Genomic DNA, 21,552 nt, shown 5'->3' with positions numbered 1-21,552 from the left:
CCTATTACTCGTCAATCAAATTGCTGTTTTCTTTCAGATGGCGAACGGATCTCCGCTCGCGCTCAGGCTTGCCTGAAATCACATGGGATTATTTGTGATGAAGAAAACACACACCATTCTCAACCGTCATCAACTGCTCGATCTCGCCAGCCTGCAGGGTTGGTTGGAACATAATCTGGATCCGGTTCAGCGCGCAGATCAACTGCTGACCCTGCGTCCGGAAGAGCTCAACTGCATCTTTGATACCTTGCCTGTGCCGCAGGGGGCTGAACTTATCGCTTCTCTCTCGGCAGAGAGTGCGGGTCGCCTGTTGCAGCGCATGCATGGCAGCATCGTTACAGTCTTGCAAGAGGCCATTCCCCGTCGCGAGATGGTGGCTATCCTGCGCAAGCTCGGCCGTCAGGATCGTACCATGCTGTTGGCACGTTTTCCCACCCAGGCTCAGGCCATGTACTACTCCCTGCTCGACTGGCCTACCGAGTCGGTCGGGGCCAACATGCGTCACGAATATCTGGCCGTGAGTGAACAGGACACAGTGGGCAAGGCCAAGCAGCTGATCCACGATGCCTGGGACAATGCCCAGCTGTTTCGCCACATCTATGTGGTCAACGCGGATGGGCGTCTGCAGGGGAGCATCTCGCTCAAGACTTTGCTGATCGCCGACCCGCTGGCCAACGTCGCGACTCTGATGGACCGTGAAACGGTGCGGATCAACGCCCGGGCGGATCAGGAGCTGGCGGCGCGCCTGCTGATTGACCGCGACTTGTCGGTGTTGCCGGTCGAGGATCAGGGGCGGCTGGTCGGTATTTTCCACGTTGATGATGCAGCCGATATCCTGGAGCTCGAATCCACCGAGGATGCCGAGATGCAGGGTGGTTCATCGCCGCTGGATACCCCCTACCTGCAGGCAACTCCCTGGCAGTTGTGGCGCAAACGGGTGGGCTGGCTACTTATCCTGTTTGTGGCTGAAGCCTATACCGGCACCGTGCTGCGGGCATTCGAGGAGCAGCTGGAAGCGGCCATCGCGCTGGCGTTCTTTATCCCACTGCTGATCGGTACCGGTGGTAACAGCGGTACCCAGATCACCACCACCATAGTGCGTGCCATGGCGGTCGGGGAGGTGAGTCTGCGCAACCTCGGTACCGTACTTAAGAAAGAGATTTCCACCGGTCTGCTTATCTCGGCGGCTATTGCGCTGGCGGCTTGGGTACGGGCCTGGAGCCTTGGGGTGGGGCCCCAGATTGGCATGGTAGTTACTCTGACCATCATCGCAATCGTGCTCTGGAGTGCCACCGTGGCGTCGGTTATCCCCATGGTGCTGCGCCGCTTTCGTATCGACCCGGCGGTCGTATCGGCTCCCTTTATTGCGACGCTGGTGGATGGTACCGGTCTTATCATCTACTTCGAGATTGCCAAGATGCTGCTGCCCGAACTGCAGTAAGCCAGAACCTGAGAATGCAAAAGGCAGCCAATGGGCTGCCTTTTTTACATCTCTCTTTGTGGTTCAGCCGAGCTGGAACAACAGTGGCCAGCCCTGCTCCTGGCAATAACGGTGCTCCTTCTCCAGATTCTGCATCAGGAGACGGTTCTCCTCACACCAGTCGATTGGCAGGGTCACTACCAGCTGATCGCCCTGCACCGCGACTTTCCACTCAGGCAGCAGGTTGTCCTGCCGCTTGTGGTGCGCGGCTACCGCTAGGCGCAGGATGCGGATGCAGCGCAGCACGGTTTGCAGGTCGTGGTTGGGCAGGTGCGGTAGCTCGGAGAGTTTTAGCCCCTTGCGCTGAAAGCGTACCAGCGCGGCCAGCAATGCCTGATCGTCCTGGTTGAAGCCGGGCAGGTCGGTGTGTTGCAGGATATAGGCGGAGTGGCGGTGGATGCCGCTGTAGTTGATGGCAAGGCCAATTTCGTGCAGCCGTGCCGCCCAGCCGAGGATGGCGCGATAGGGTTCAACCTCCATCTGCCAGGGCTCTTGCAAGGCATCAAACAGAGTTAGCACACTCTGCTCCACCCGGGCGGCTTGTTTGCGGTCCATCCGGTAGTGGGTGCCCAGTGCTTGCGCTGTGCGCTCGCGAATATCGTGGTGCTGCAAGCGCTCCTCGAACTCATACAGCAATCCTTCACGCAGGGCGCCGTCGGAGTAGTCGAGCCGCTCGATGGGCAGCGAGGTAAACAGGCCGAGCAGGATGGCAACCGCGGCGGCAAACACCTCCTGACGCTCCTCGGTGAGCCCGACCAGTTTGAGGTTATCGACCCGCTTGTGTTCGATCATCAGCGCCTTGAGGCGCTCTAGCCCCTCCAGCGTAATGCTGCCATCGGTCAGCCCCTCACCCTGCAGTACGTCGCGCACGGTGCGGATCGAACCTGAGCTGCCAAGACAGCTCTGCCAGCCCAGCTTGCGGTACTGGTTGACGATGGGGGCGAGCTGGTGCTGCGCCTCCAGCACGGCATTGGTGAAGTGCTTGTCACTCAGCTTGCCGCTGGCAAAGAAGCTCTGGGTAAAGCTGACGCAGCCCATCTTGCGGCTGGTGAGCGCTTTGTGTTCAAACCCTTCACCGATGATGAGCTCGGTGCTGCCGCCACCGATATCGATGACCAGTACCTGGCCCTCAATATGCTGGGTATGGGCGACCCCCTGATAGATGAGGCGCGCCTCTTCCTGCCCGCTGATGATCTCGATGGGGTGGTTGAGCACCTTGGCCGCTTCACTGACGAACTCGCGCGCATTGCTGGCACGGCGCAATGTGTAGGTGCCGGCGATGCGGATCTGGTCCGGTTTGATGTTGGTGAGCCGCTCGGCAAACAGCGACAGACAGGCGAGGCCGCGTTCCATCGCCTCCGGGCTCATTCGTTTCTGCTCATCCATCCCTTCCGCCAGCCGCACCCGCTCCTTGATGCGATCGACGATGCGAAAACGCCCTTCGCTCAGATGGGCGATCACCATATGAAAACTGTTGGAGCCGAGATCGACGGCGGCGTAGAGGCTATTGTCCATTGTTTGACTCGATACGTTTGAGATAGTCGTAAATCGCGACCTGAGAGCGGATTTTGCGGCGGTTGCCCCGCTTCACATATTCGTTCTGCTGGTCGGCATCGATCACCCGCGCCTTGCAGGTATCACTCAGTTGTAGCTCGAGAATATCCATGATGCGCTGCTTGAGCCGCTCGTCATAGATGGGGGTGCCCACCTCGATCCGGCCGTCAATATTACGGCTCATCCAGTCGGCGCTGGAGATATAGAGCTGGGGGTTGCCCTTGTTGTGGAACACCATCACCCGCGGGTGTTCGAGGAAGCGGTCGATGATGCTGATCACCTTGATGTTGTCACTGAGGCCCGGCACGCCCGGGCGCAGGGCGCACATGCCGCGGATGATCATCTGGATCGGCACCCCGGCCTGACCGGCGGCATAGAGCCGGTTGATCAGATCCCTGTCCACCAGGTTGTTGATCTTGAGGGTAATGCCGCTCGGTTGCCCCGCCTTGGCGTTGGAGAGCTCGTTGTCGATGAGGCGATAGAGCTGACGTCGGCTGTTGATAGGGGAGACCAGCAGGTGGTTGAACTTGTAGCGCCGGTAGGGGTACTCGATGTACTCGAACACGCTCTCCACCTCGGCGGTGATGTCCGGGTGGCGGGTCAGCAGCGAGAAGTCGGTATAGATCTTGGCGGTCTTCTCGTTGAAGTTGCCGGTCCCGATATGGGCGTAGCGCACCGCCTCGCCATTTTCGTGGCGGGTAATGAGGCAGAGCTTGGAGTGGATCTTGAGGCTCGGCACCCCGAACACCACCTTGACCCCGGCATCGGTCAGGATGTTGGCCCAGTCGATATTGGCCGCTTCGTCGAAACGGGCGCGCAGCTCCACCACCACGGTCACCTTCTTGCCGTTGTTGGCGGCATCGATGAGGGAGTGGATGATCCGCGACTTCTTGGCGACCCGGTAGATATTGATGCGAATGGCGCTGACCGCCGGATCGAACGCCGCCTGACGCACCAGCTCGGTGAAGTGGTGGAACTTGTGGTACGGGTAGTAGAGCAGGATGTCCTGCTTGGTGATGGCATCGAAGGCATTGACGAAGCCGTCAAAGTCGCGGCAATCGATGGCCGGCAGCTTGGGGTTTTCCAGATAGTCGCGGCCCACGTTGGGGAAGCCGATGAAATCTTTGAAGTTGTGATAGCGCCCGCCCGGCATGATGGCGTCGTAGGAGCTGATCTGCAGCTTGAGCTTGAGGAAGCTTATCATCGCTGCCGGCATCTCCCGCTCGTAGACGAAACGCACCGGCATAGCGGTGAGACGCTGTTTCAAGCCGTCACTCATCTTGTCGACCAGGCTCAAGTCCAGCTGGTCGGAGAGGTCATATTCGGCATCCCGGGTCAGCTTCACCGCATAGGCGGCAATCTCGTCGTAGTCGAAGAAACCTTTAAAGATCTCGTCCAGACAGAAGCGGATGACATTGTCCAGAATGATGATCTGCTTCTTGCGGCGGGTCCCTTCCGGCGGCAGCTGGAAGAAGCGGGGCAGGTCATCGGTCGGCACCTCAACCAGCGCGTACTGGATCACCTGGCCGTTCTTCTTCATCTCGATGGCGAGATAGGTGTGCTCGTCTTTCAGGAACTTGACCGGGTTGACCTCTTTATTGAGCAGGATCGGGATGATGTGGCGCAGCACCTTTTCCCGAAAGAACACCCGCAGCCACTTCTGGATAGCATCGGAGAGCTGGTTTTCGTTGACCAGAAAGATGTTGTGGCGAGCCAGGGCGATCAGCAGCTCCTTGTAGGTGTTGTCGAATGCCTCGCCAAGGGCCATCACCTTCTGCTGGATGGCGCGCAGCAGCACCTTGGCTTCATCGTCGCCGCCATGTACTTCGTTGATCAGAATGCGGCGCTTGACGTCCGACACTCGAACTTTAAAAAACTCATCCTGGTTGGAGGAGAAGATCCCCAAAAAGCGGACCCGCTCGATGAGGGGGACCGTCTTGTCCATCGCTTCTTGCAACACCCGTTCATTGAATGAGAGCCAGCTCAGCTCTTTCTCTTCATACAGCTTGTCGGTGCTCATGTTATGCCTCTGGTCTCTAATCAGTTCGCCTCTGCGCGGCAGGTATGACGTGAATATATGACAGAAAAGTGACAGCAATATTACTCGGGCATCGCCTCGTCAATATCGACCACCAGATCATCGGAGAGAGACTCCAGCGCAGAGACAAGACTCTCCATCTCCAGCCCGTCTGGCAGGGCAACCAGTGCATGGGCGTAGAAGAGCGATGCGCCGGAGTGGGGGGCCGGTTCACAGCCGGTGGTGAGATCGGCCACATTGATATCAAGTTGCCGCAGGATGCTGGCCACTTCGTGGACGATGCCGGGGCGATCATTGCCGGTGACCGTCATCATCACCTGATGGGCCGGTTCGGCGGTGGGGGTCCCTTCTGCAAAACTGATGGTGAGGCCGGGCAGCAGGGCCAGCGCTTCGCACAGGCTGCGGTAGTGCTCCTCGGGCACGGCCACATGGAGGATGCCGGCAAACTGGCCTGCCAGCTCGCTCATGGCACTGCCCAGCCAGTTGCCCTGCTCGCGACTGATGACGGCAGCCAGACTCTCGACGATACCTGGTTTGTCTGCACCGATCACGGTGACCACCAATTGCTTTTGCATCCTGCTCTCCTTGGAATTGGATTTCTCCAGCATTGTGCCTGCTGTGGCTGGTCATATGAAGCCCCGCCCGCTGGCAAATGGATAAAAAGCAGGGAGTTTTACACTTTCCATACGCTTGCCTGCTGCCTTGCGTGACGCTGGCTGTGGTAAAGTACTCCCCCTTTCGTGTTGTGAACTGGATTGTGCTCTCATGAATACCCTCGTCCTGTCGGGATTACTGTTGCTGGCCCTGCTGGTGCTGGCGATTTTCTGGAGCAGAAACAAGGAGCAGAAGCAGCTGCCCTACGATCTGCAGGAGACTCTCTTCACTCCGGCCGAACGCTCTTTTCTCGGGGTTCTGGACTTGGCGGTAGGCGACAAGGCCAGAGTGCTGGCCAAGGTGCGGGTGGCCGATGTGCTGACCCCGCAAGCCGGGCTTGGCAAGAGCAAGTGGCAGCAACACTTCAACAAGATCAGCGGCAAGCATTTTGACTATCTGCTCTGCCATCCGACCGACCTCTCGTTTATCTGCGCCATCGAGCTGGATGACAGCTCTCACCGTCATCAGAAGCGCAAGGCGCGCGATCTCTTTCTGAAAACTGCCTGCGACAGCGCCGGTCTGCCCCTGCTGCAAATTCCGGCCAGCAGCGGTTATCAGGTGGAAGAGCTGCGCGAACAGATTTTGCCGTTGCTGGTCAAAACCAGCGAGCCGGTGGTCGATGATCTGCTGCCGGGCCAGCGGCGTGAACCCACTTTCAACCCTCTGTTGCTGGACGGGGTCGATCTTGGCACGCCGCTCCGCGGTGGCTCGCCACAGGCAACCGTTCGCCCGGTCGATGAAGAGCCGCTTCACTTCCCAAATCTGGAGAGCCCTGCGCCGAGCGTTGCAGTTCCCGTGATGGAGCCGGAGCTTGCCGACAACCTGTTTGCCGATCCGTCTGAAGACGAGGATGAAGAGGTGCACCTCTGTCCTCGCTGCGATGCGCCGCTGGTGGAGCGTGAAGCCAAGAAAGGGCCCCATGCCGGCCGCCTCTTTCTGGCCTGCAGCCGTTTCCCCGAGTGCCGCTACGCGACCCCGCGCCACCATATCCACCCTTGAACTGCTGCATCTGAGTGATACCGCCGCCGGCAAGGCGGTATCACCTGAATATTCCCTTCGAAAAAAATGCTGTAGCCATTTCGTTTATCCCCGTTTTATGTCGATACACTTAGCCTGAATACGACAATTTTTGACAAAGTGTCGGAATTTTGGCACTTTGTCTGTCTGAAATAAAATAAGTGATATATGTTTTATATCTATATAAAACAATGAATTATATTCGGTCGTCGCGAGGGATTGATATGGTGGAGATGGGCGTGTTGATTGTTGATGCCGATGCGCAGCGGCGTCAGCAGTTGGGAACAGTGCTCTCGTTTATGGGGATCCCGTGGCAAGAGGTCGCTGAAGGCGATCTGGATGTCGCCATCGACTCCTCCGGCCCCCTGCAAGGTGTGCTGGCCGGTGAGCTCGGCGCCCGTGTTCTGCCGGATCTGCTGGCCGCATTCCCCCGAACCCCCTTTATCTCTCTGGTCGAGGCCGACCTGCCCAACAGCAACTTCATCGGGGTTGCCGAGGCTCCGTTTACCTACGAGTCGCTGACTCGCCACCTGCACTTCTGTCAGGCGTTTGTTTCTCTGCATCCCCGTCAGCAGACCCATGACAAGGGGCAGGCTCTGCTGCGCCTGCTGGTGGGCAAGGGGAAGGGGATCCAGGAGGTGCGTCGCCTCATCAGCCAGGTTGCCGAGACCGATGCCAACGTGCTGATCCTCGGTGAGTCGGGTACCGGTAAAGAGGTGGTGGCGCGCGCCATTCACGAACTCTCTGCCCGCAGCCAGGGGCCGTTCGTACCTATCAACTGCGGCGCTATTCCGGCGGAGCTCTTGGAGAGCGAGCTGTTTGGTCACGAGAAGGGGGCCTTTACCGGTGCTATCGCCGCGCGGCGTGGCCGTTTTGAGCTGGCGCAGGGGGGCACTCTGTTCCTCGACGAGATTGGCGACATGCCGATGCCGATGCAGGTCAAGCTGCTGCGGGTGTTGCAGGAGCGGCTCTTTGATCGGGTGGGTGGTGGTAAGCCCATTCAGGCCGATGTGCGTATCATCGCCGCGACTCACCGGGATCTGGAGGCGCTGATCCGCACCCAGGGCTTCCGTGAAGATCTCTACTATCGCCTCAACGTCTTCCCCATCGAGACCCCGCCGCTGCGAGATCGCATCGACGATATCCCCCTGCTACTGCAAGAGCTGCTCAACCGTCATGCCGAACAGCACCACAGCACCATCCGTCTGACCCAGCGAGCGATGGAGTCGCTGATGCAGTATCCCTGGCCGGGCAACGTGCGTGAGCTTTCCAACCTGCTGGAGCGGCTGCTCATTCTCTATCCGCAGCAGATTGTCGATGTGGCCGATCTGCCGAGCCGCTACCGCCTGCTGCCAAGCGAGCCGCGTGATGAACGGCTGACCGAGATGGATGAGCGGGATGCGCTGGCCGCGGTGTTTCAGGATCCGCCGGAGATCGACCATCCGCTTTCCTCGCCCCGTACCATGCAACTGCCGGAGGAGGGGGTCAATCTCAAGGAGATGCTGGCCGACCTCGAAGTAGAGCTGATCCGTCAGGCGCTGGAGTCGCAGGATGGGGTGGTGGCCCGCGCTGCCGATCTGCTCGGCATGCGCCGCACCACCCTGGTCGAGAAGATGAAAAAGTACGGGATGAGCAAGGACGTCTGAGGGTCAAAGCCTTGACGCAAAGCGGTAATCTATTGGTTTTAATAGATTAATTTAGTGGCATGGAAATTGAATAACCTGACCAGGTCGCCAGTTTGAGGTCAGGTTTATGACAGCCCAACAGCAGGATATCCCACTCCAGTCTCACGAAGTGAGCCAGCTTTACGCCATCTTCAAGGCGCTCCCGACCGGGGTGCTGTTGCTTGATGGCACTGGCATCATCACCCGTGCCAATCCGGCGGCGATAGACCTGCTGGGGGAGCCGCTGGAGGGGGAACTCTGGCGTCACGTCATCACCCGCTGCTTCGAGCCGCGCGAGGATGATGGTCACGAGATCTCCCTGCGCGATGGCCGCCGGGTCCAACTCTCGACCCAACCGCTGCAGGATCAGGCGGGCCAGCTGGTTTTTATCAACGATTTGACCGAAACCCGTCAGCTGCAGGATCGCATCAACCACATGAAGCGGTTGTCGGCCCTTGGCAATATGGCCGCTTCGCTGGCCCATCAGATCCGCACCCCGCTCTCGGCCGCCATGCTCTATGCTGCCAACCTGGCCAACCGCACCCTCAAACCCGAATCCCGCACCCAGTTTCAGCAAAAGCTGATGGCCCGGCTGCAGGACTTGGAGAAGCAGATCAACGACATCCTGCTGTTTGCCCGCAATGGCGACAATCAGGTGGTTACCCCCATCTCGGTACAGGGTCTGCTGGCTGAAGTACATGCGGGGGCAGAGGCGTTCTGCACCCAGCAGGGGTGCGAGCTGCACATGGAGGCGCCGGAGCCCGATCTCTGCCTGCTGGCCAACAGCAGTGCGCTCTCCGGAGCCATCAACAATCTCATCGCCAACGCCCAGCAGGCGGGGGCAACGTCACTTCTGGTGAGTGCAGTGCGCAGCGGTGCCCGCGTCGAGATGCGGGTGATCGACAATGGCAAGGGGATGCCGGCTCACCTGCTCAGCCAGATTTTCGAACCCTTCTTTACCACTCGCTCCCAGGGCACCGGCCTTGGACTGGCGGTGGTGCAATCCGTCGTGCGTGCCCATCAGGGCGAGGTCGGTGTGGCCTCGGTTCCCGGAGAGGGCACCTGTTTTACTCTGTCGTTCCCCCTGCATCAGCAGCAGGTACAACTTGGAGGTGCAGCATGAGCCTTGTTAAGGAGTTGTGCCGGCCGAGAGGGAGCCATATCAATGCGGCCAGGTTGGCTGTCGTGGGAGGTGTAGCATGACTCAGGCCCGGATCCTGGTTGTAGAAGATGACAATGGCCTGCGTGAAGCGCTGGTCGATACCCTGTTGCTTGGCGGCTATGAGTGCCGTGAGGTAGACAGCGGCGAGCGGGCCTTGCTGGCTCTCTCCCGTCAGCCGTTTGACATGGTGATCTCCGATATTCAGATGGGAGGGATGGATGGCCTGACCCTGTTGGCCACCATACGCCAGCAGTATCCGCAGGTGCCGGTACTCCTGATGACTGCCTACGCCAACATCGACGGTGCGGTGCGCGCCATGCGTGAAGGGGCTATTGACTATCTGGCCAAGCCCTTTTCGCCTGAGGTGCTGCTCAATCAGGTGAGCCGCTATGTACCGGCCCAGAAGGTAGAAAAACGTGCCGTAGTCTATGGCGATCCCAAGAGCGCCGAGCTGTTCCAGCTGGCGACCCGGGTGGCCAGAAGCGAGGCTACCGTGATGGTGACCGGCCCGAGCGGGACGGGGAAAGAGGTGTTGGCCCGCTACATCCACGACAACTCCAACCGCGCCGAGCAGCCCTTTATCGCCATCAACTGCGCAGCCATTCCGGAGAACATGCTGGAGGCGACCCTGTTTGGCTACGAGAAGGGGGCATTTACCGGTGCGGTGCAGGGGTGCCCCGGCAAGTTCGAGCAGGCGCAGGGGGGGACTCTGCTGCTCGACGAGATCACCGAGATGGATCTGGGTTTGCAGGCCAAGTTGCTGCGAGTGCTGCAGGAGAAAGAGGTGGAGCGGCTCGGCAGCCGCAAGATGATCCCGCTAGATGTGCGGGTCATCGCCACCAGCAACCGGGATCTCAAGAAGGCGGTGCAGGATGGTCTGTTCCGCGAAGATCTCTACTACCGTCTCAACGTCTTTCCGCTGCGCTGGTCTGCCCTGTGCGAGCGGCCCGGTGACATCTTGCCGCTGGCTGAACATCTGCTGGCCCTCCATGCCAGCCAGCAAGGGCTGCCCACCCCGCAGCTGGAGCCGCAGGCGCGCGAGCGGCTGCTCTCTCACCCCTGGCCCGGCAACGTGCGGGAGCTGGACAATGTGGTACAGCGGGCGCTGATCCTCAGCCCTGATGGAGTGATCGATTGCAGCCACCTCATTCTGGAAGAGGTGGACGAGCAGGAGATGGAGTTTGCCGTCGCAGAGCGCGCTTATGGCGGTGATCGTCTCGGCAGCGAACTCAAGCAGCAGGAGCACCAGATCATTCTCGACACCCTGCAAGAGTGCAACGGCAGTCGCAAGGATGTGGCCGACCGGCTCGGGATCAGCCCGCGCACTCTGCGCTACAAGCTGGCCCAGATGCGGGATGCCGGCATCGACTTGCCCGCCTGAGTCAGGCTGGATGCCTGAATAGAGGGAAGTATCACTGTGTGGGAACCGTCATGGTCTTGATGGCGGCTCTCGATTATCATAGGGCCCTTGGCGTTTTGAGCCGGGGCCTTGTTTTTATTGGTAAAACAGGGAATCGCGCCGTTATAAAGGGACCCTTATGATCTCTCATCGAAAATTGGAAACCGTACTCAACCACCTGCTTGAGCCCCACGCCATCAAGGATTACTGCCCCAATGGTCTGCAAATTGAGGGGCGCGAGCGCATTCGCAAGGTGGTGACCGGCGTGACCGCCAGTCAGGCCCTTATCGACGCCGCCGTGGCTGCCGATGCCGATGCCATTCTGGTTCACCACGGCTACTTCTGGAGCGGTGAACCGGCCCAGATCACCGGCATGAAGCAGCGCCGCATCAAGACCCTGCTGGCCCACGATATCAACCTGTTTGCCTACCACCTGCCGCTCGATGTCCATCCCGAGGTGGGCAACAACGCCCAGCTCGCCAAGCTGCTCGACATCAAGGTGCGCCGTGGTCTGGAGCCGTGGAACAGCAAGAGCGTCGCCATGGTTGGCAAGCTGGAAGAGCCCATGAGCGGCAGCGATTTTGCCAAGCTGATTGCCGAACGGCTCGGCCGTGAACCGCTCCACTGCGGCGACAGCGGCCCCGAGCTTATCCGCTCCGTGGCCTGGTGCACCGGCGGCGGTCAGAGCTACATCAATCTGGCGGCGGAGCAGGGCATCGATGCCTTTATTTCCGGTGAAGCCTCCGAGCAGACCATCCACACCGCTCGCGAGATGGGGATGCACTTCTACGCTGCCGGTCATCACGCTACCGAACGCTACGGCGTCAAGGCGCTGGGAGAGTGGCTGGCGACCGTGCACGGGTTGGATGTGACCTTTATCGATATCGACAATCCGGTCTGATTAGCCGCGTAGTGGCGTAATCAGAGATGTGAGTGGTCATCGCGTTGATCTATGGAAATGACAAGGGAGGCCTGGGCCTCCCTTTGTTACATTTTGCGTGCTGTGATTAGCGGTTACTCGCAGGCATAGCCAGCCGGGCCAAGTTGCTTGCCATCGAGAAAGGCAGACCCTTCTCGCATCTGCAAGCGCCCTTCACAGAACCACTGCACCACCAGCGGGTAGATGCTGTGCTCCTGCACCTGTACCCGTGCCGCAACCTCGTCAGCATCATCGCCTTCGAAGATGGGGACGTGTGCCTGCAGGATCACCGGGCCACCATCGAGCTCTTCGGTCACGAAGTGAACGCTGGCGCCATGCTCACTGTCACCTGCGTCGATAGCGCGCTGGTGGGTGTGCAGCCCCTGATATTTCGGCAGCAGGGAGGGGTGGATATTGATCATCCGCCCTGCGAAGTGGCGCACCAGATCACCGCTCAATATGCGCATAAAGCCGGCCAGTACCACCAGATCCGGCTGATAGTCAGCCATCAGCGCCAGCAGGGCGGTGTCATACTCCTCCCGACTGGCAAACTGCTGCTGGCTGAGGGTGGTGGTAGCCACCCCTGCCTCTTGTGCGCGGATCAGGCCATAGGCATCGGCCTTGTTGCTGATGACGCCGACCACCTCACCGCCAATCTTGCCGCTGGCGCAGTGGTCGAGGAGCGCCTGCAGATTGCTGCCGCTGCCGGAGATTAGCACCAGGATGCGCTTCATGGGGGAGGTCATTTGGCTGTTGATCCGGTCATTCATTGAATGATGACCTGCTCCTCGCCATCGGCGGCCTTGGCCACATGACCGATGTGCCATGCGTTCTCACCCTCGGCTTTGAGCAGAGTCAGTGCCTTCTCCAGCTGATGGGCTGGCAGGGCGATGATCATGCCAACGCCGCAGTTGAAGGTGCGATACATCTCGTGGCGGGTGACGTTGCCAGCCTGCTGCAGCCAGCTGAACACCGCCGGCCACTGCCAGCTCTGCTCGTCGATCACCGCCTGGGTGTTGGCGGGCAGTACGCGCGGGATGTTCTCCCAGAAGCCACCACCGGTGATGTGGGAGAGAGCGTGGATCTCGCACTCCTTGATGAGCTTGAGCACAGGTTTCACATAGATGCGGGTCGGCTCCAGCAGGGCGTTGGCAAGGGTGGTGTCACCCAGCTGCTGATGAACATCTGCCTTGGAGACCTCGAGGATTTTGCGGATCAGGGAAAAACCGTTGGAGTGGGGGCCGCTGGCGGCCAGCGCGATCAGGGCATCACCTTCAGCAACCTTGCTGCCGTCGATGATCTCGCTCTTCTCCACCACGCCGACGCAGAAACCAGCGATGTCGTAGTCTTCCCCTTCATACATGCCCGGCATCTCGGCGGTTTCGCCGCCCACCAGAGCACAGCCGGACTGCTCGCAACCGGCACCGATCCCGGTGACCACGGCTGCAGCTGTGTCCACATCCAGCTTGCCAGTGGCGTAGTAGTCGAGGAAGAAGAGGGGCTCGGCACCCTGTACGATCAGGTCGTTGACGCACATGGCCACCAGATCGATACCCACGGTGTCATGTTTTTTCAGATCGATGGCGAGGCGCAGCTTGGTGCCCACACCGTCGGTGCCGGAAACCAGCACCGGCTCCTTGTAGCCCGCAGGGATTTGACACAAGGCCCCAAAGCCGCCAAGACCACCAAGGACTTCAGGACGACGAGTGCGCTTTGACACGCCCTTGATACGTTCAACCAGTGCATTGCCGGCATCGATATCCACGCCAGCATCCTTGTAGCTCAGTGAGGTTTTGTCAGTCACGAGTAGTCCCCGTCATGTGAGAAGTGGAGGGTAAAATTCGGGGCGTATTCTAACAGTGGCGGTCAAAAACCAGAAAGGAAATCGTTTGCGCGTTTTTGCGCAAAACTGCTCTACAAGCGGCGGCTTTTGTTGTATGATTCCGCGATTTTTTTTGCGGCAGGTTAGAGGAGATAATAATGAAAGTCGTTGAAGTCAAACACCCCCTGGTCAAACACAAGATCGGTCTGATGCGTGAAGGCGATATCAGCACCAAGCGTTTCCGTGAACTGGCCAAAGAAGTGGGCAGTTTGTTGACCTATGAAGCGACCTCTGACTTCGAAACCGAGAAGGTTATCATCGATGGCTGGAATGGGCCAGTAGAAGTTGACCAGATCAAGGGCAAGAAGGTAACCGTCGTACCGATCCTGCGTGCCGGTCTTGGCATGATGGATGGCGTGCTGGAGCACATGCCGAGCGCCCGCGTCAGCGTGGTTGGTATCTACCGCGATGAAGAGACCCTGCAGCCGGTTCCCTACTTCGAGAAGATCGTCAGCAACATCGAAGAGCGTCTGGCGCTGGTCATCGACCCCATGCTGGCCACCGGCGGCTCCATGATCGCCACTATCGATCTGCTTAAAAAGAAAGGCTGCCAGTCCATCAAGGTGCTGGTGCTGGTTGCCGCGCCGGAAGGCATCAAGGCGCTGGAAGCCGCTCACCCTGACGTGGAGCTGTTCTGTGCCTCCATCGACCAGGGCCTGAACGAGAAAGGCTACATCGTGCCGGGTCTGGGCGATGCCGGCGACAAGATCTTCGGTACCAAGTAAGTTGCTGTGACACGCCGCCTCTGCCGAGGCGGCTGACGGAGCCGGCGTCCTGCCGGCTTCGCTGTTTAGGGCCTTTGTCCCAGCCTTGCCGCAGGACGCGCCTTGCCGCTACCATAAGCACCATCTCCCATTTCGAGACTCTGTTCATGTTCAAACGTGTTGTGACCGCCCTCTGCTGCGGCTTGTCATTCATTGCCTCGGCCGCTCAGGTGACCGACCTCTATCAGGGCAAGGCCCCGACCACCGGCGACATGGTGGCTGCTCAGGGTCAGGCGCTGGGCGAGGTGTTGATCAAGGTGACCGGCAAGCGGGATATTCTGACCCAGCCTGCCGTGGTCAAGGCGCTGGCTGCGCCGGGTGACTATGTAAAGAGCTATGGCTATCAGGATGTGGATTCGGTCAAGTATCTGAAGGCCGAGTTCAAGAGCGACAAGGTCAACAGCCTGGTCTCCGAGAGCAAATTCGCTCTGCTTGGCCCGGCTCGTCCCCAGATGGCCCTCTGGCTGGTGGTAGATCAGGGTGAGCGCCATCTGCTGGCCGACCAGTCTACCGATGGCTGGGCACAGGCACTGCGCGAACAGACCCTGGCGCTGGGGCTGCCGGTCAGCATTCCCCTGATGGATCTCGACGACAACATGGCGGTCAGTGCCACCGATGTATGGGGCCGTTTTGCCGATCCCATCCTCAAGGCGAGCCAGCGCTATGGCGCCGAAATGGTGGTGCTGGGCAAGCTGACCCCGGAAGGGGACAAGTGGAGCATCGACTGGGGACTCTACGGCCCCAAGGCCGCTGGTGAAGTGGCCGAACTGACCCGAGGCAACACCACGGGTACCCAGGCCGAAGTGGCGCAAGGGCTTGCCGAAACCCTGGCGACCTGGCTGGTGAAAAACTATGGCGCCCGTATCTCGGGGCCGGCAACCAGTCAGACCCTGGTAGTGGATGGTCTCTCCGATGTGGACAGCATGATCTCCGTGCAGAAGATGCTGCAGGGGATGGCCAACGTCAGCAAGGTGGAGATCGGCAAGCTGGAAGGCAATCAGGTCACCTTCAACTTCACTCTGCAGGGGGAGCAGAGCGAGTTGGTGCGAGCCCTGCAGCTGGAGAGCCGCTTGCACAAGGTTGACGATAATGGCAGCAATCTGCGTTACCAATGGTCGCAGCCCTGATTTCACAAGGCTTTTGTCTACCGCCCGGCTTGTCCGGGCGGTTCTCTATCTGCCATTGCGATGGTACACTTAGCCACAAATGTCACAGTCAAAGCCCAACGAGTGAAGCAACCGGCCCAACTGTCCCTAGCCGTACAACTACCGGATGATGAAACCTTCGTCAGTTTTTATCCCGGCACCAATGCTCATCTGATCACCGCCCTCAAGAATGCGGCCATCGGTCAGGGGTCGCCTTTCCTCTATTTCTGGGGAGCCAAGGGCTCCGGGCGCTCCCATCTGCTCCATGCTACCTGTGCCGAGGTCAATGCCCGCGATGCAGCGGCGGCCTATCTCTCCCTCGATCAGTTTGAACAGCTCGACCCCAGCATGCTTGATGCCCTCGAAAGCCTGCCGCTGGTCTGCCTCGACAGCATTGAGGCCATCGCCGGCAATGCCGTTTGGGAGCGGGCGCTGTTTGATTTCTACAATCGCTGGCAGGAGAAAGGGGAAGGGACGCTGATCGTCACCGGTTGCAGCGCGCCGCGCAAACTGGGGCTGCAGCTGCCGGATCTCGCCTCGCGCTTGGATTGGGGGGTGAGTTTCCATCTCGAAGAGCTGGATGATGAAGGCAAGCTCAGTGCCCTGCAGCTGCGTGCAGAGCTGCGGGGCTTCAAACTGCCCATCGATGTGGGCCGCTTCCTGCTCAACCGCCTCTCGCGCGACATGCGCACTCTGCTCACCACCCTCAATCAGCTCGACAACGCCTCATTTCGCGCCAAGCGCAAGCTGACCATTCCCTTTGTAAAAGAGATCCTGGAGCTCTGAGCCATTGGGTGTGCTTGAGCCTCAGCGGTGCTGATACAACGGACAAAAGGAAACCCCGGCTTCAAGCCGGGGTTTTGCTATCTCAAGGGGGCTCTGCCTATCAGTGGAACTGATCTTCTTCGGTGGAGCCGGTCAGTGCGGTAACCGAGGATTGGCCACCCTGAATGACGGTGGTCACCTTGTCGAAGTAACCGGTGCCGACCTCCTGCTGGTGTGCCACGAAGGTGTAGCCACGGCTGGCGGCGGCAAATTCCGGCTCTTGCACCATCTCGACGTAGTGCTTCATCCCTTCGCCACGGGCGTACTGGTAGGCCAGTTCGTACATGTGGAACCACATGTTGTGGATACCTGCCAGGGTGATGAACTGGTACTTGTAGCCCATGTCGGAGAGCTCCTGCTGGAAGCGGGCGATGGTGGCATCGTCCAGATTTTTCTTCCAGTTGAAGCTCGGGGAGCAGTTGTAGGCCAGGATGCGATCCGGGAACTTGGCCTTGATCGCTTCGGCAAATTTACGCGCTTCGTCCAGATCCGGCTTGGCGGTTTCACACCACACCATGTCGGCGTAGGGGGCGTAAGCCAGACCGCGAGCGATGGCCTGATCGATACCGGCACGCACCTTGTAGAAACCTTCGGCAGTGCGCTCGCCAGTCAGGAAGTCTGCATCGTACGGGTCGGCGTCGGTGGTCAACAGGTCAGCCGCGTTGGCGTCGGTACGGGCGATCACCAGGGTGGTGGTGCCGCACACATCGGCTGCCAGACGGGCGGCAACCAGTTTCTGCACCGCTTCCTGAGTCGGTACCAGCACTTTGCCGCCCATGTGGCCGCACTTCTTGACGGAAGCCAGCTGATCTTCGAAGTGCACGCCGGCGGCACCCGCTTCAATCATCCCTTTCATCAGTTCGAAGGCGTTCAATACGCCACCGAAACCGGCTTCCGCATCCGCCACGATAGGCAGGAAGTAGTCGATAAAGCCCTCATCCTGCGGCCCAACCTTGTTGGCCCACTGGATCTGGTCGGCACGGGCGAAGGAGTTGTTGATGCGCTCCACCACGGATGGTACCGAGTTGGCCGGGTAGAGGGATTGATCCGGATACATGGTGGAGGACAAGTTGTTGTCCGCCGCCACCTGCCAGCCGGAGAGGTAAATCGCTTCGATCCCCGCCTTGGCCTGCTGGACCGCCTGACCACCGGTCAGGGCGCCGAGACAGTTGACGTAGCCTTTCTTGGCGTCGCCGTGGATCAGACCCCACAGCTTGTCGGCGCCGCGTTGGGCCAGAGTGTGTACCGGCTGCAAGCTGCCGCGCAGGTTTACCACATCTTCGGCGCTGTAGCCGCGCTTGATCCCTTTCCAGCGGGGGTTTTCCGCCCAGTCTTTCTCGATAGCCTGGATCTGTTGCTCACGGGTCAGTGCCATATCAGTTCCCTCTTTCATTGATTTCACGTTTCCATTGACTTGTTATTGGCGAGCCCCGCCCGGGGCCCGGAGTTCAGAGCCGCTCGTAACCGGGCAGCGTCAGAAAATCGATCAGGGTATCGGCGCAGGTGATCTCTTCCATCAGTTCGCTCGCCTCGGCAAAGCGACCCGCCTGCCAGCGCTCGGCACCCACTTCGGCTTTGACCACCTCTTGTTCTTCGGCCAGCATCTGGCGGAACAGATCCTTGGTCACCACCTTGCCGTTGGCGAGGCTCTTGCCGTGGCGGATCCATTGCCAGATGGAGGTGCGGGAGATCTCGGCGGTGGCGGCATCTTCCATCAGACCGTAGATGGGCACGCAGCCGTTGCCGTTGATCCAAGCCTCCAGATATTGCAGGGCAACCCGGATATTGGTGCGCATCCCTGCCTCGGTGCGCTCGCCCTCGCAGGGGGCCAGCAGGTCGGCGGCAGTTATGGGGGCATCCTGCTCGCGCAGCACGCCGATCTGGTTCTTGGCGCCAACCGCAATGGTGGCGTTGAACACCGCCATGGCGGTATCGGCGAGACCGGGGTGGGCGACCCAGGTGCCATCGTGGCCGTTGTTGGCTTCACGCTCCTTGTCGGCTTTGACCTTGGCAAACACCTGCTCGTTGACGGCGGCATCTTTGGCCGGAATAAAGGCGGCCATGCCCCCCATCGCCAGCGCACCGCGCTTATGGCAGGTCTTGATCAGCAGTCGCGAGTAGGCGGAGAGGAACGGCTTGTCCATGGTCACCACCTGGCGATCAGGCAGTACCCGATCCGGGTGGTTCTTTAAGGTCTTGATGTAGCTGAAGATGTAGTCCCAGCGGCCGCAGTTTAGGGCGACGATGTGATCCTTCATCTGATAGAGCAGCTCATCCATCTCGAACACTGCTGGCAGGGTTTCGATCAGCACGGTGGCTTTGATGGTGCCACGGGGCAGACCGAACTTGTCCTCGGTCCAGGCGAATACCTCGCTCCACCAGCGCCCTTCCAGATGGCTCTGCAGCTTGGGTACGTAGAAGTAGGGGCCGGAGCCTTTGGCCAGCAGCGCCTGATAGTTGTGCAGGAAGTAGAGGGCAAAATCGAACAGGCCACCGGGGATCGGCTCGCCATCGAAGGTGACATGTTTTTCTGGCAGGTGCAGCCCGCGAACCCGGCAGATGAGCACCGCCGGATTGGGGTTCAGGGTATAGGCCTTTCCTTCCGGACTGGTGTAGGAGACGGTGCCGTTGACCGCATCGCGCAGGTTGATTTGACCCTCGATCACCTTGTTCCAGGCGGGGGCCAGTGAGTCCTCGAAGTCCGCCATAAACACCTTGACGTTGGCGTTGAGGGCGTTGATCACCATCTTGCGCTCGACCGGGCCGGTGATCTCCACACGGCGGTCTTGCAGGTCGGCGGGAATGCCGCGAATGGTCCAGTCACCTTCACGGATGTGGGCGGTTTCCGGCAGGAAGTCCGGTAACTCGCCGCCATCGATACGGGCCTGACGTGCCACACGTTGTTTCAGCAATTCCCCTCTTTGGGGAGCAAAACGTTCCACCAGTTCGGAGACCAGAGCCACCGCTTCCGGCGTCAGAATTTGCGCGTATTCGGGCAGCATCTCGCCCTGGATGCGAAGGCGGGCGCTACAGTGGGTCTGAGCCGGTGCCGACATAAGGTTCACTCCTTTGAGAATTACATTTTGAACTTACTAACTACGACTAAAGTCGAATCCCTGTTCCTGAAACGTTCCCGCAACAACGGGATAACACGATTGATAAGGTGCGAAATATTGTCGATTACGTCAACAGTTTTTTTTAAACGCTTGTTTGGGGGTGATATTTAAGTTGATGTTTTTAATTGAGTTATTGGATTGGTATAAAAGCTCTACACAGATGGTTATGCTCCTGGTTTTTCTGTCCGGACGATGGCTCATCCGGTCACTCTTCTTGTCATGCGATTCGTAACTTATTACGTAATAAAATTACAAATGCAAAAACAAATCCCGACCTTACTCCAGGCTTTTGAAAAACAGCTGTATGAAGTGCGTTTAAATATTTCAATCAATAGACTGGTGGCGTTGATGCTGGATAGTGAACGTTCGTTTAAAACTGCCATACCTTCGCAGGGCTCTGTTGGCGCTGACGGCTTGCCGCATTGAAAGTGGAGCGCAATAACGTAGGTTTGTATCAGCTGATGGGGATCAACCCGGCGGGGAGTGGTGGTTAAACAGTAGTCAATTACACTGCGTAATCATGTTTTGGTAGTGGTTTGTCGTTTTTTTAAGGTGGTACGTCTTAAGAGGCAGAAAACGGACAAAAGAGGGCAAAGAGAGGAGAAAATCGCCCGCAGGCGGGCTCAGTAGTCATCGTCAGGTTCGGCCAGATCGATGACATCAAGCTGGATGACCAGCTCTTCCTCTTCACCTTGCGGGGTGCAGGAGGTGTCGTGAGGAACAGGGTAGAGCGGAATGAGCGGGGTGAAATCGGTGGTCTGGTTCATGCTTGCTCCCGTATTGAATGCAAGCCGGCCAGTGATCCCTTCACTTGTGCCTCCACCTCCCTGTCTTGATACCGGCGGAAAGTTGCGCATATTAATGATCGCATCAAAAAGATTCAAGCGATTCTGTACATTTTTTGTTCCTGACTCTGATGGCGTTGGTTGCGTCGGGCAGAAAAGGGGGGGAAAGCGGGAGAGGGAAGGCAATTCAGAGCAAAAACGGGAGTAAAAAAATAGCCCAGTCGTTTGACTGGGCTATTTTCGGGGAATGATGGTCGGCGTGAGAGGATTTGAACCTCCGACCCCTGACACCCCATGACAGTGCGCTACCTGGCTGCGCTACACGCCGACAAGGTCAGTCTGAGCTGACGGGGAGGAAGTCTAATGATCTGCACTCATGGGTGCAACTCCTTTTTTATCATAGAGATGCCGACTGCTTCTTTATTGCTCAGCCAAGATGCGGCTTGGGCGGAGGAGGGAGTTTTGGCATAATCGCCGCCCCGCAGCAGCCACTATTTATGCAAGATATTCATAATATCGGCTGAAAGGTGCGGCAGTATGGAATACCAATGCAGAGATTGAACAGACAGAGAGGCATGGCCGTGAAACCAGCAGAGGGGGCCGATGCGCCGGAACAGGCCGCAACGGATGAGAAGTGGATGCGCCACGCCATGGCACTGGCGGGTCGCGCCGAGGGGATCGGCGAGATACCGGTTGGTGCCGTTCTGGTGCTGGGTGACGAGATCGTGGGGGAGGGGTGGAACCGCTCCATCAGCGAGCACGATGCCTGCGCCCATGCCGAGGTGATGGCGATCCGCGCGGCAGGTAGCCAGCTGGAGAACTACCGCCTGCTCGACACCACCCTCTACGTGACGCTGGAGCCCTGCTGCATGTGTGCCGGAGCCCTCATCCATAGCCGGGTCAAGCGGGTGGTCTTTGGCGCACGGGATCTCAAAACGGGTGCAGCGGGGTCGGTGTTCGAGATCTTGCAGGATCCGCGTCACAACCACAGGGTCGAGCTGACCGCTGGCGTACTGGCAGAGGCCTGTTCGACCCAGCTCTCCGATTTCTTCAAGCGGCGCCGCGCTGAGAAAAAGGCGGCCAAACTGGCGCTGCAACAATCGGGTGAGGCTTCCGCCTGAACCTGTCGGCGGCGGGTTAGTGCATCC

Annotated in this window: 19 protein-coding genes and 1 tRNA gene; 11 read left to right on the top strand and 9 right to left on the bottom strand. The window is 59.1% G+C overall.

The window, feature by feature from the left end; translation table 11 throughout:
* Window positions 1-97 precede the first annotated feature (97 nt).
* Window positions 98-1,441 carry a magnesium transporter gene (mgtE, locus tag AACS24_RS08240; protein ID WP_108573104.1) on the top strand — a complete coding sequence of 448 codons (1,344 nt, stop codon included), beginning with the start codon at window positions 98-100 and terminating at the stop codon, window positions 1,439-1,441.
* A gap of 63 nt (window positions 1,442-1,504) precedes the next feature.
* Here the strand turns inward: mgtE and ppx are convergent, their stop codons facing one another.
* The 3 genes from ppx to AACS24_RS08225 all read right to left on the bottom strand — a co-directional run bounded on the left by ppx (window position 1,505) and on the right by AACS24_RS08225 (window position 5,647).
* Window positions 1,505-2,995: an exopolyphosphatase gene (gene ppx, locus AACS24_RS08235; protein ID WP_108573102.1), complete on the bottom strand. Its 1,491-nt coding sequence runs from the start codon at window positions 2,993-2,995 to the stop codon at window positions 1,505-1,507.
* Entirely contained in the window at window positions 2,985-5,054 is a 2,070-nt protein-coding gene (gene ppk1, locus AACS24_RS08230; protein ID WP_041209862.1) for a polyphosphate kinase 1, read from the bottom strand. The genes ppx and ppk1 overlap by 11 nt, the downstream gene beginning before the upstream one ends.
* Before the next feature lie 80 nt (window positions 5,055-5,134).
* Window positions 5,135-5,647, bottom strand: coding sequence for a glycine cleavage system protein R (locus tag AACS24_RS08225; protein WP_033114369.1), 513 nt, complete (start codon window positions 5,645-5,647; stop codon window positions 5,135-5,137).
* Window positions 5,648-5,837: 190 nt separating this feature from the next.
* Here AACS24_RS08225 and AACS24_RS08220 point away from each other — a divergent pair, with 190 nt between their 5' ends.
* The 5 genes from AACS24_RS08220 (at window position 5,838) to AACS24_RS08200 (ending at window position 11,869) form a co-directional block, all read left to right on the top strand.
* Window positions 5,838-6,725 carry a DUF2726 domain-containing protein gene (locus tag AACS24_RS08220; protein ID WP_108573100.1) on the top strand — a complete coding sequence of 296 codons (888 nt, stop codon included), beginning with the start codon at window positions 5,838-5,840 and terminating at the stop codon, window positions 6,723-6,725.
* Window positions 6,726-6,967: 242 nt separating this feature from the next.
* Window positions 6,968-8,389, top strand: a complete 1,422-nt coding sequence (locus AACS24_RS08215; RefSeq protein WP_033114371.1) for a sigma-54 dependent transcriptional regulator — start codon at window positions 6,968-6,970, stop codon at window positions 8,387-8,389.
* A gap of 106 nt (window positions 8,390-8,495) precedes the next feature.
* Window positions 8,496-9,530 (top strand): sensor histidine kinase, encoded by a 1,035-nt coding sequence (locus tag AACS24_RS08210; RefSeq protein WP_033114372.1) that lies wholly within the window; start codon window positions 8,496-8,498, stop codon window positions 9,528-9,530.
* 76 nt (window positions 9,531-9,606) lie between these two features.
* Complete coding sequence (locus tag AACS24_RS08205; protein ID WP_042033344.1) at window positions 9,607-10,950, top strand: sigma-54-dependent transcriptional regulator; 1,344 nt, start codon at window positions 9,607-9,609, stop codon at window positions 10,948-10,950.
* 157 nt (window positions 10,951-11,107) lie between these two features.
* The gene (locus tag AACS24_RS08200) at window positions 11,108-11,869 is read left to right on the top strand and encodes a Nif3-like dinuclear metal center hexameric protein (RefSeq protein WP_033114374.1); all 762 of its coding nucleotides are present in this window, start codon (window positions 11,108-11,110) and stop codon (window positions 11,867-11,869) included.
* 113 nt (window positions 11,870-11,982) lie between these two features.
* Here the strand turns inward: AACS24_RS08200 and purN are convergent, their stop codons facing one another.
* On the bottom strand, window positions 11,983-12,621 hold the full coding sequence (gene purN, locus AACS24_RS08195) for a phosphoribosylglycinamide formyltransferase (RefSeq protein WP_181364348.1): 639 nt from the start codon (window positions 12,619-12,621) through the stop codon (window positions 11,983-11,985).
* 32 nt (window positions 12,622-12,653) lie between these two features.
* Entirely contained in the window at window positions 12,654-13,691 is a 1,038-nt protein-coding gene (purM, locus tag AACS24_RS08190) for a phosphoribosylformylglycinamidine cyclo-ligase (protein ID WP_108573098.1), read from the bottom strand.
* 176 nt (window positions 13,692-13,867) lie between these two features.
* Between purM and upp the strand changes: the two genes are divergently transcribed.
* The 3 genes from upp (at window position 13,868) to hda (ending at window position 16,464) form a co-directional block, all read left to right on the top strand.
* A complete protein-coding gene (gene upp, locus AACS24_RS08185) occupies window positions 13,868-14,494 on the top strand; it encodes a uracil phosphoribosyltransferase (protein ID WP_033114376.1) in 627 nt (208 codons plus the stop codon).
* Window positions 14,495-14,640: 146 nt separating this feature from the next.
* Window positions 14,641-15,660 carry a DUF2066 domain-containing protein gene (locus tag AACS24_RS08180; protein ID WP_108573096.1) on the top strand — a complete coding sequence of 340 codons (1,020 nt, stop codon included), beginning with the start codon at window positions 14,641-14,643 and terminating at the stop codon, window positions 15,658-15,660.
* A gap of 102 nt (window positions 15,661-15,762) precedes the next feature.
* A complete protein-coding gene (gene hda, locus AACS24_RS08175; protein ID WP_033114378.1) occupies window positions 15,763-16,464 on the top strand; it encodes a DnaA inactivator Hda in 702 nt (233 codons plus the stop codon).
* 100 nt (window positions 16,465-16,564) lie between these two features.
* On the opposite strand, the gene aceA is transcribed toward hda, so the two are convergent.
* Window positions 16,565-17,878, bottom strand: coding sequence for an isocitrate lyase (gene aceA / locus AACS24_RS08170; RefSeq protein ID WP_005344572.1), 1,314 nt, complete (start codon window positions 17,876-17,878; stop codon window positions 16,565-16,567).
* Window positions 17,879-17,951: 73 nt separating this feature from the next.
* Window positions 17,952-19,559 carry a malate synthase A gene (gene aceB, locus AACS24_RS08165; RefSeq protein ID WP_108573094.1) on the bottom strand — a complete coding sequence of 536 codons (1,608 nt, stop codon included), beginning with the start codon at window positions 19,557-19,559 and terminating at the stop codon, window positions 17,952-17,954.
* Between the two features lie 315 nt (window positions 19,560-19,874).
* On the opposite strand from aceB, the gene AACS24_RS08160 reads away from it, so the two are divergent.
* Complete coding sequence (locus AACS24_RS08160; RefSeq protein ID WP_161785983.1) at window positions 19,875-20,045, top strand: hypothetical protein; 171 nt, start codon at window positions 19,875-19,877, stop codon at window positions 20,043-20,045.
* 197 nt (window positions 20,046-20,242) lie between these two features.
* Here the strand turns inward: AACS24_RS08160 and AACS24_RS08155 are convergent, their stop codons facing one another.
* The gene (locus tag AACS24_RS08155) at window positions 20,243-20,386 is read right to left on the bottom strand and encodes a hypothetical protein (protein ID WP_167334755.1); all 144 of its coding nucleotides are present in this window, start codon (window positions 20,384-20,386) and stop codon (window positions 20,243-20,245) included.
* Between the two features lie 269 nt (window positions 20,387-20,655).
* Window positions 20,656-20,732 (bottom strand) — tRNA-Pro (locus tag AACS24_RS08150).
* Window positions 20,733-21,042: 310 nt separating this feature from the next.
* On the opposite strand from AACS24_RS08150, the gene tadA reads away from it, so the two are divergent.
* A complete protein-coding gene (gene tadA / locus AACS24_RS08145) occupies window positions 21,043-21,525 on the top strand; it encodes a tRNA adenosine(34) deaminase TadA (protein WP_033114405.1) in 483 nt (160 codons plus the stop codon).
* Window positions 21,526-21,552 lie beyond the last annotated feature (27 nt).

Origin of the sequence: Aeromonas sp. HMWF016 (assembly GCF_963878195.1) — a bacterium.
In the GTDB taxonomy this organism is placed as follows: Bacteria; Pseudomonadota; Gammaproteobacteria; order Enterobacterales; family Aeromonadaceae; genus Aeromonas; species Aeromonas lacus.
Note: the sequence above shows the minus strand (reverse complement) of the source record. Positions and strands in the feature narration are given on the sequence as shown.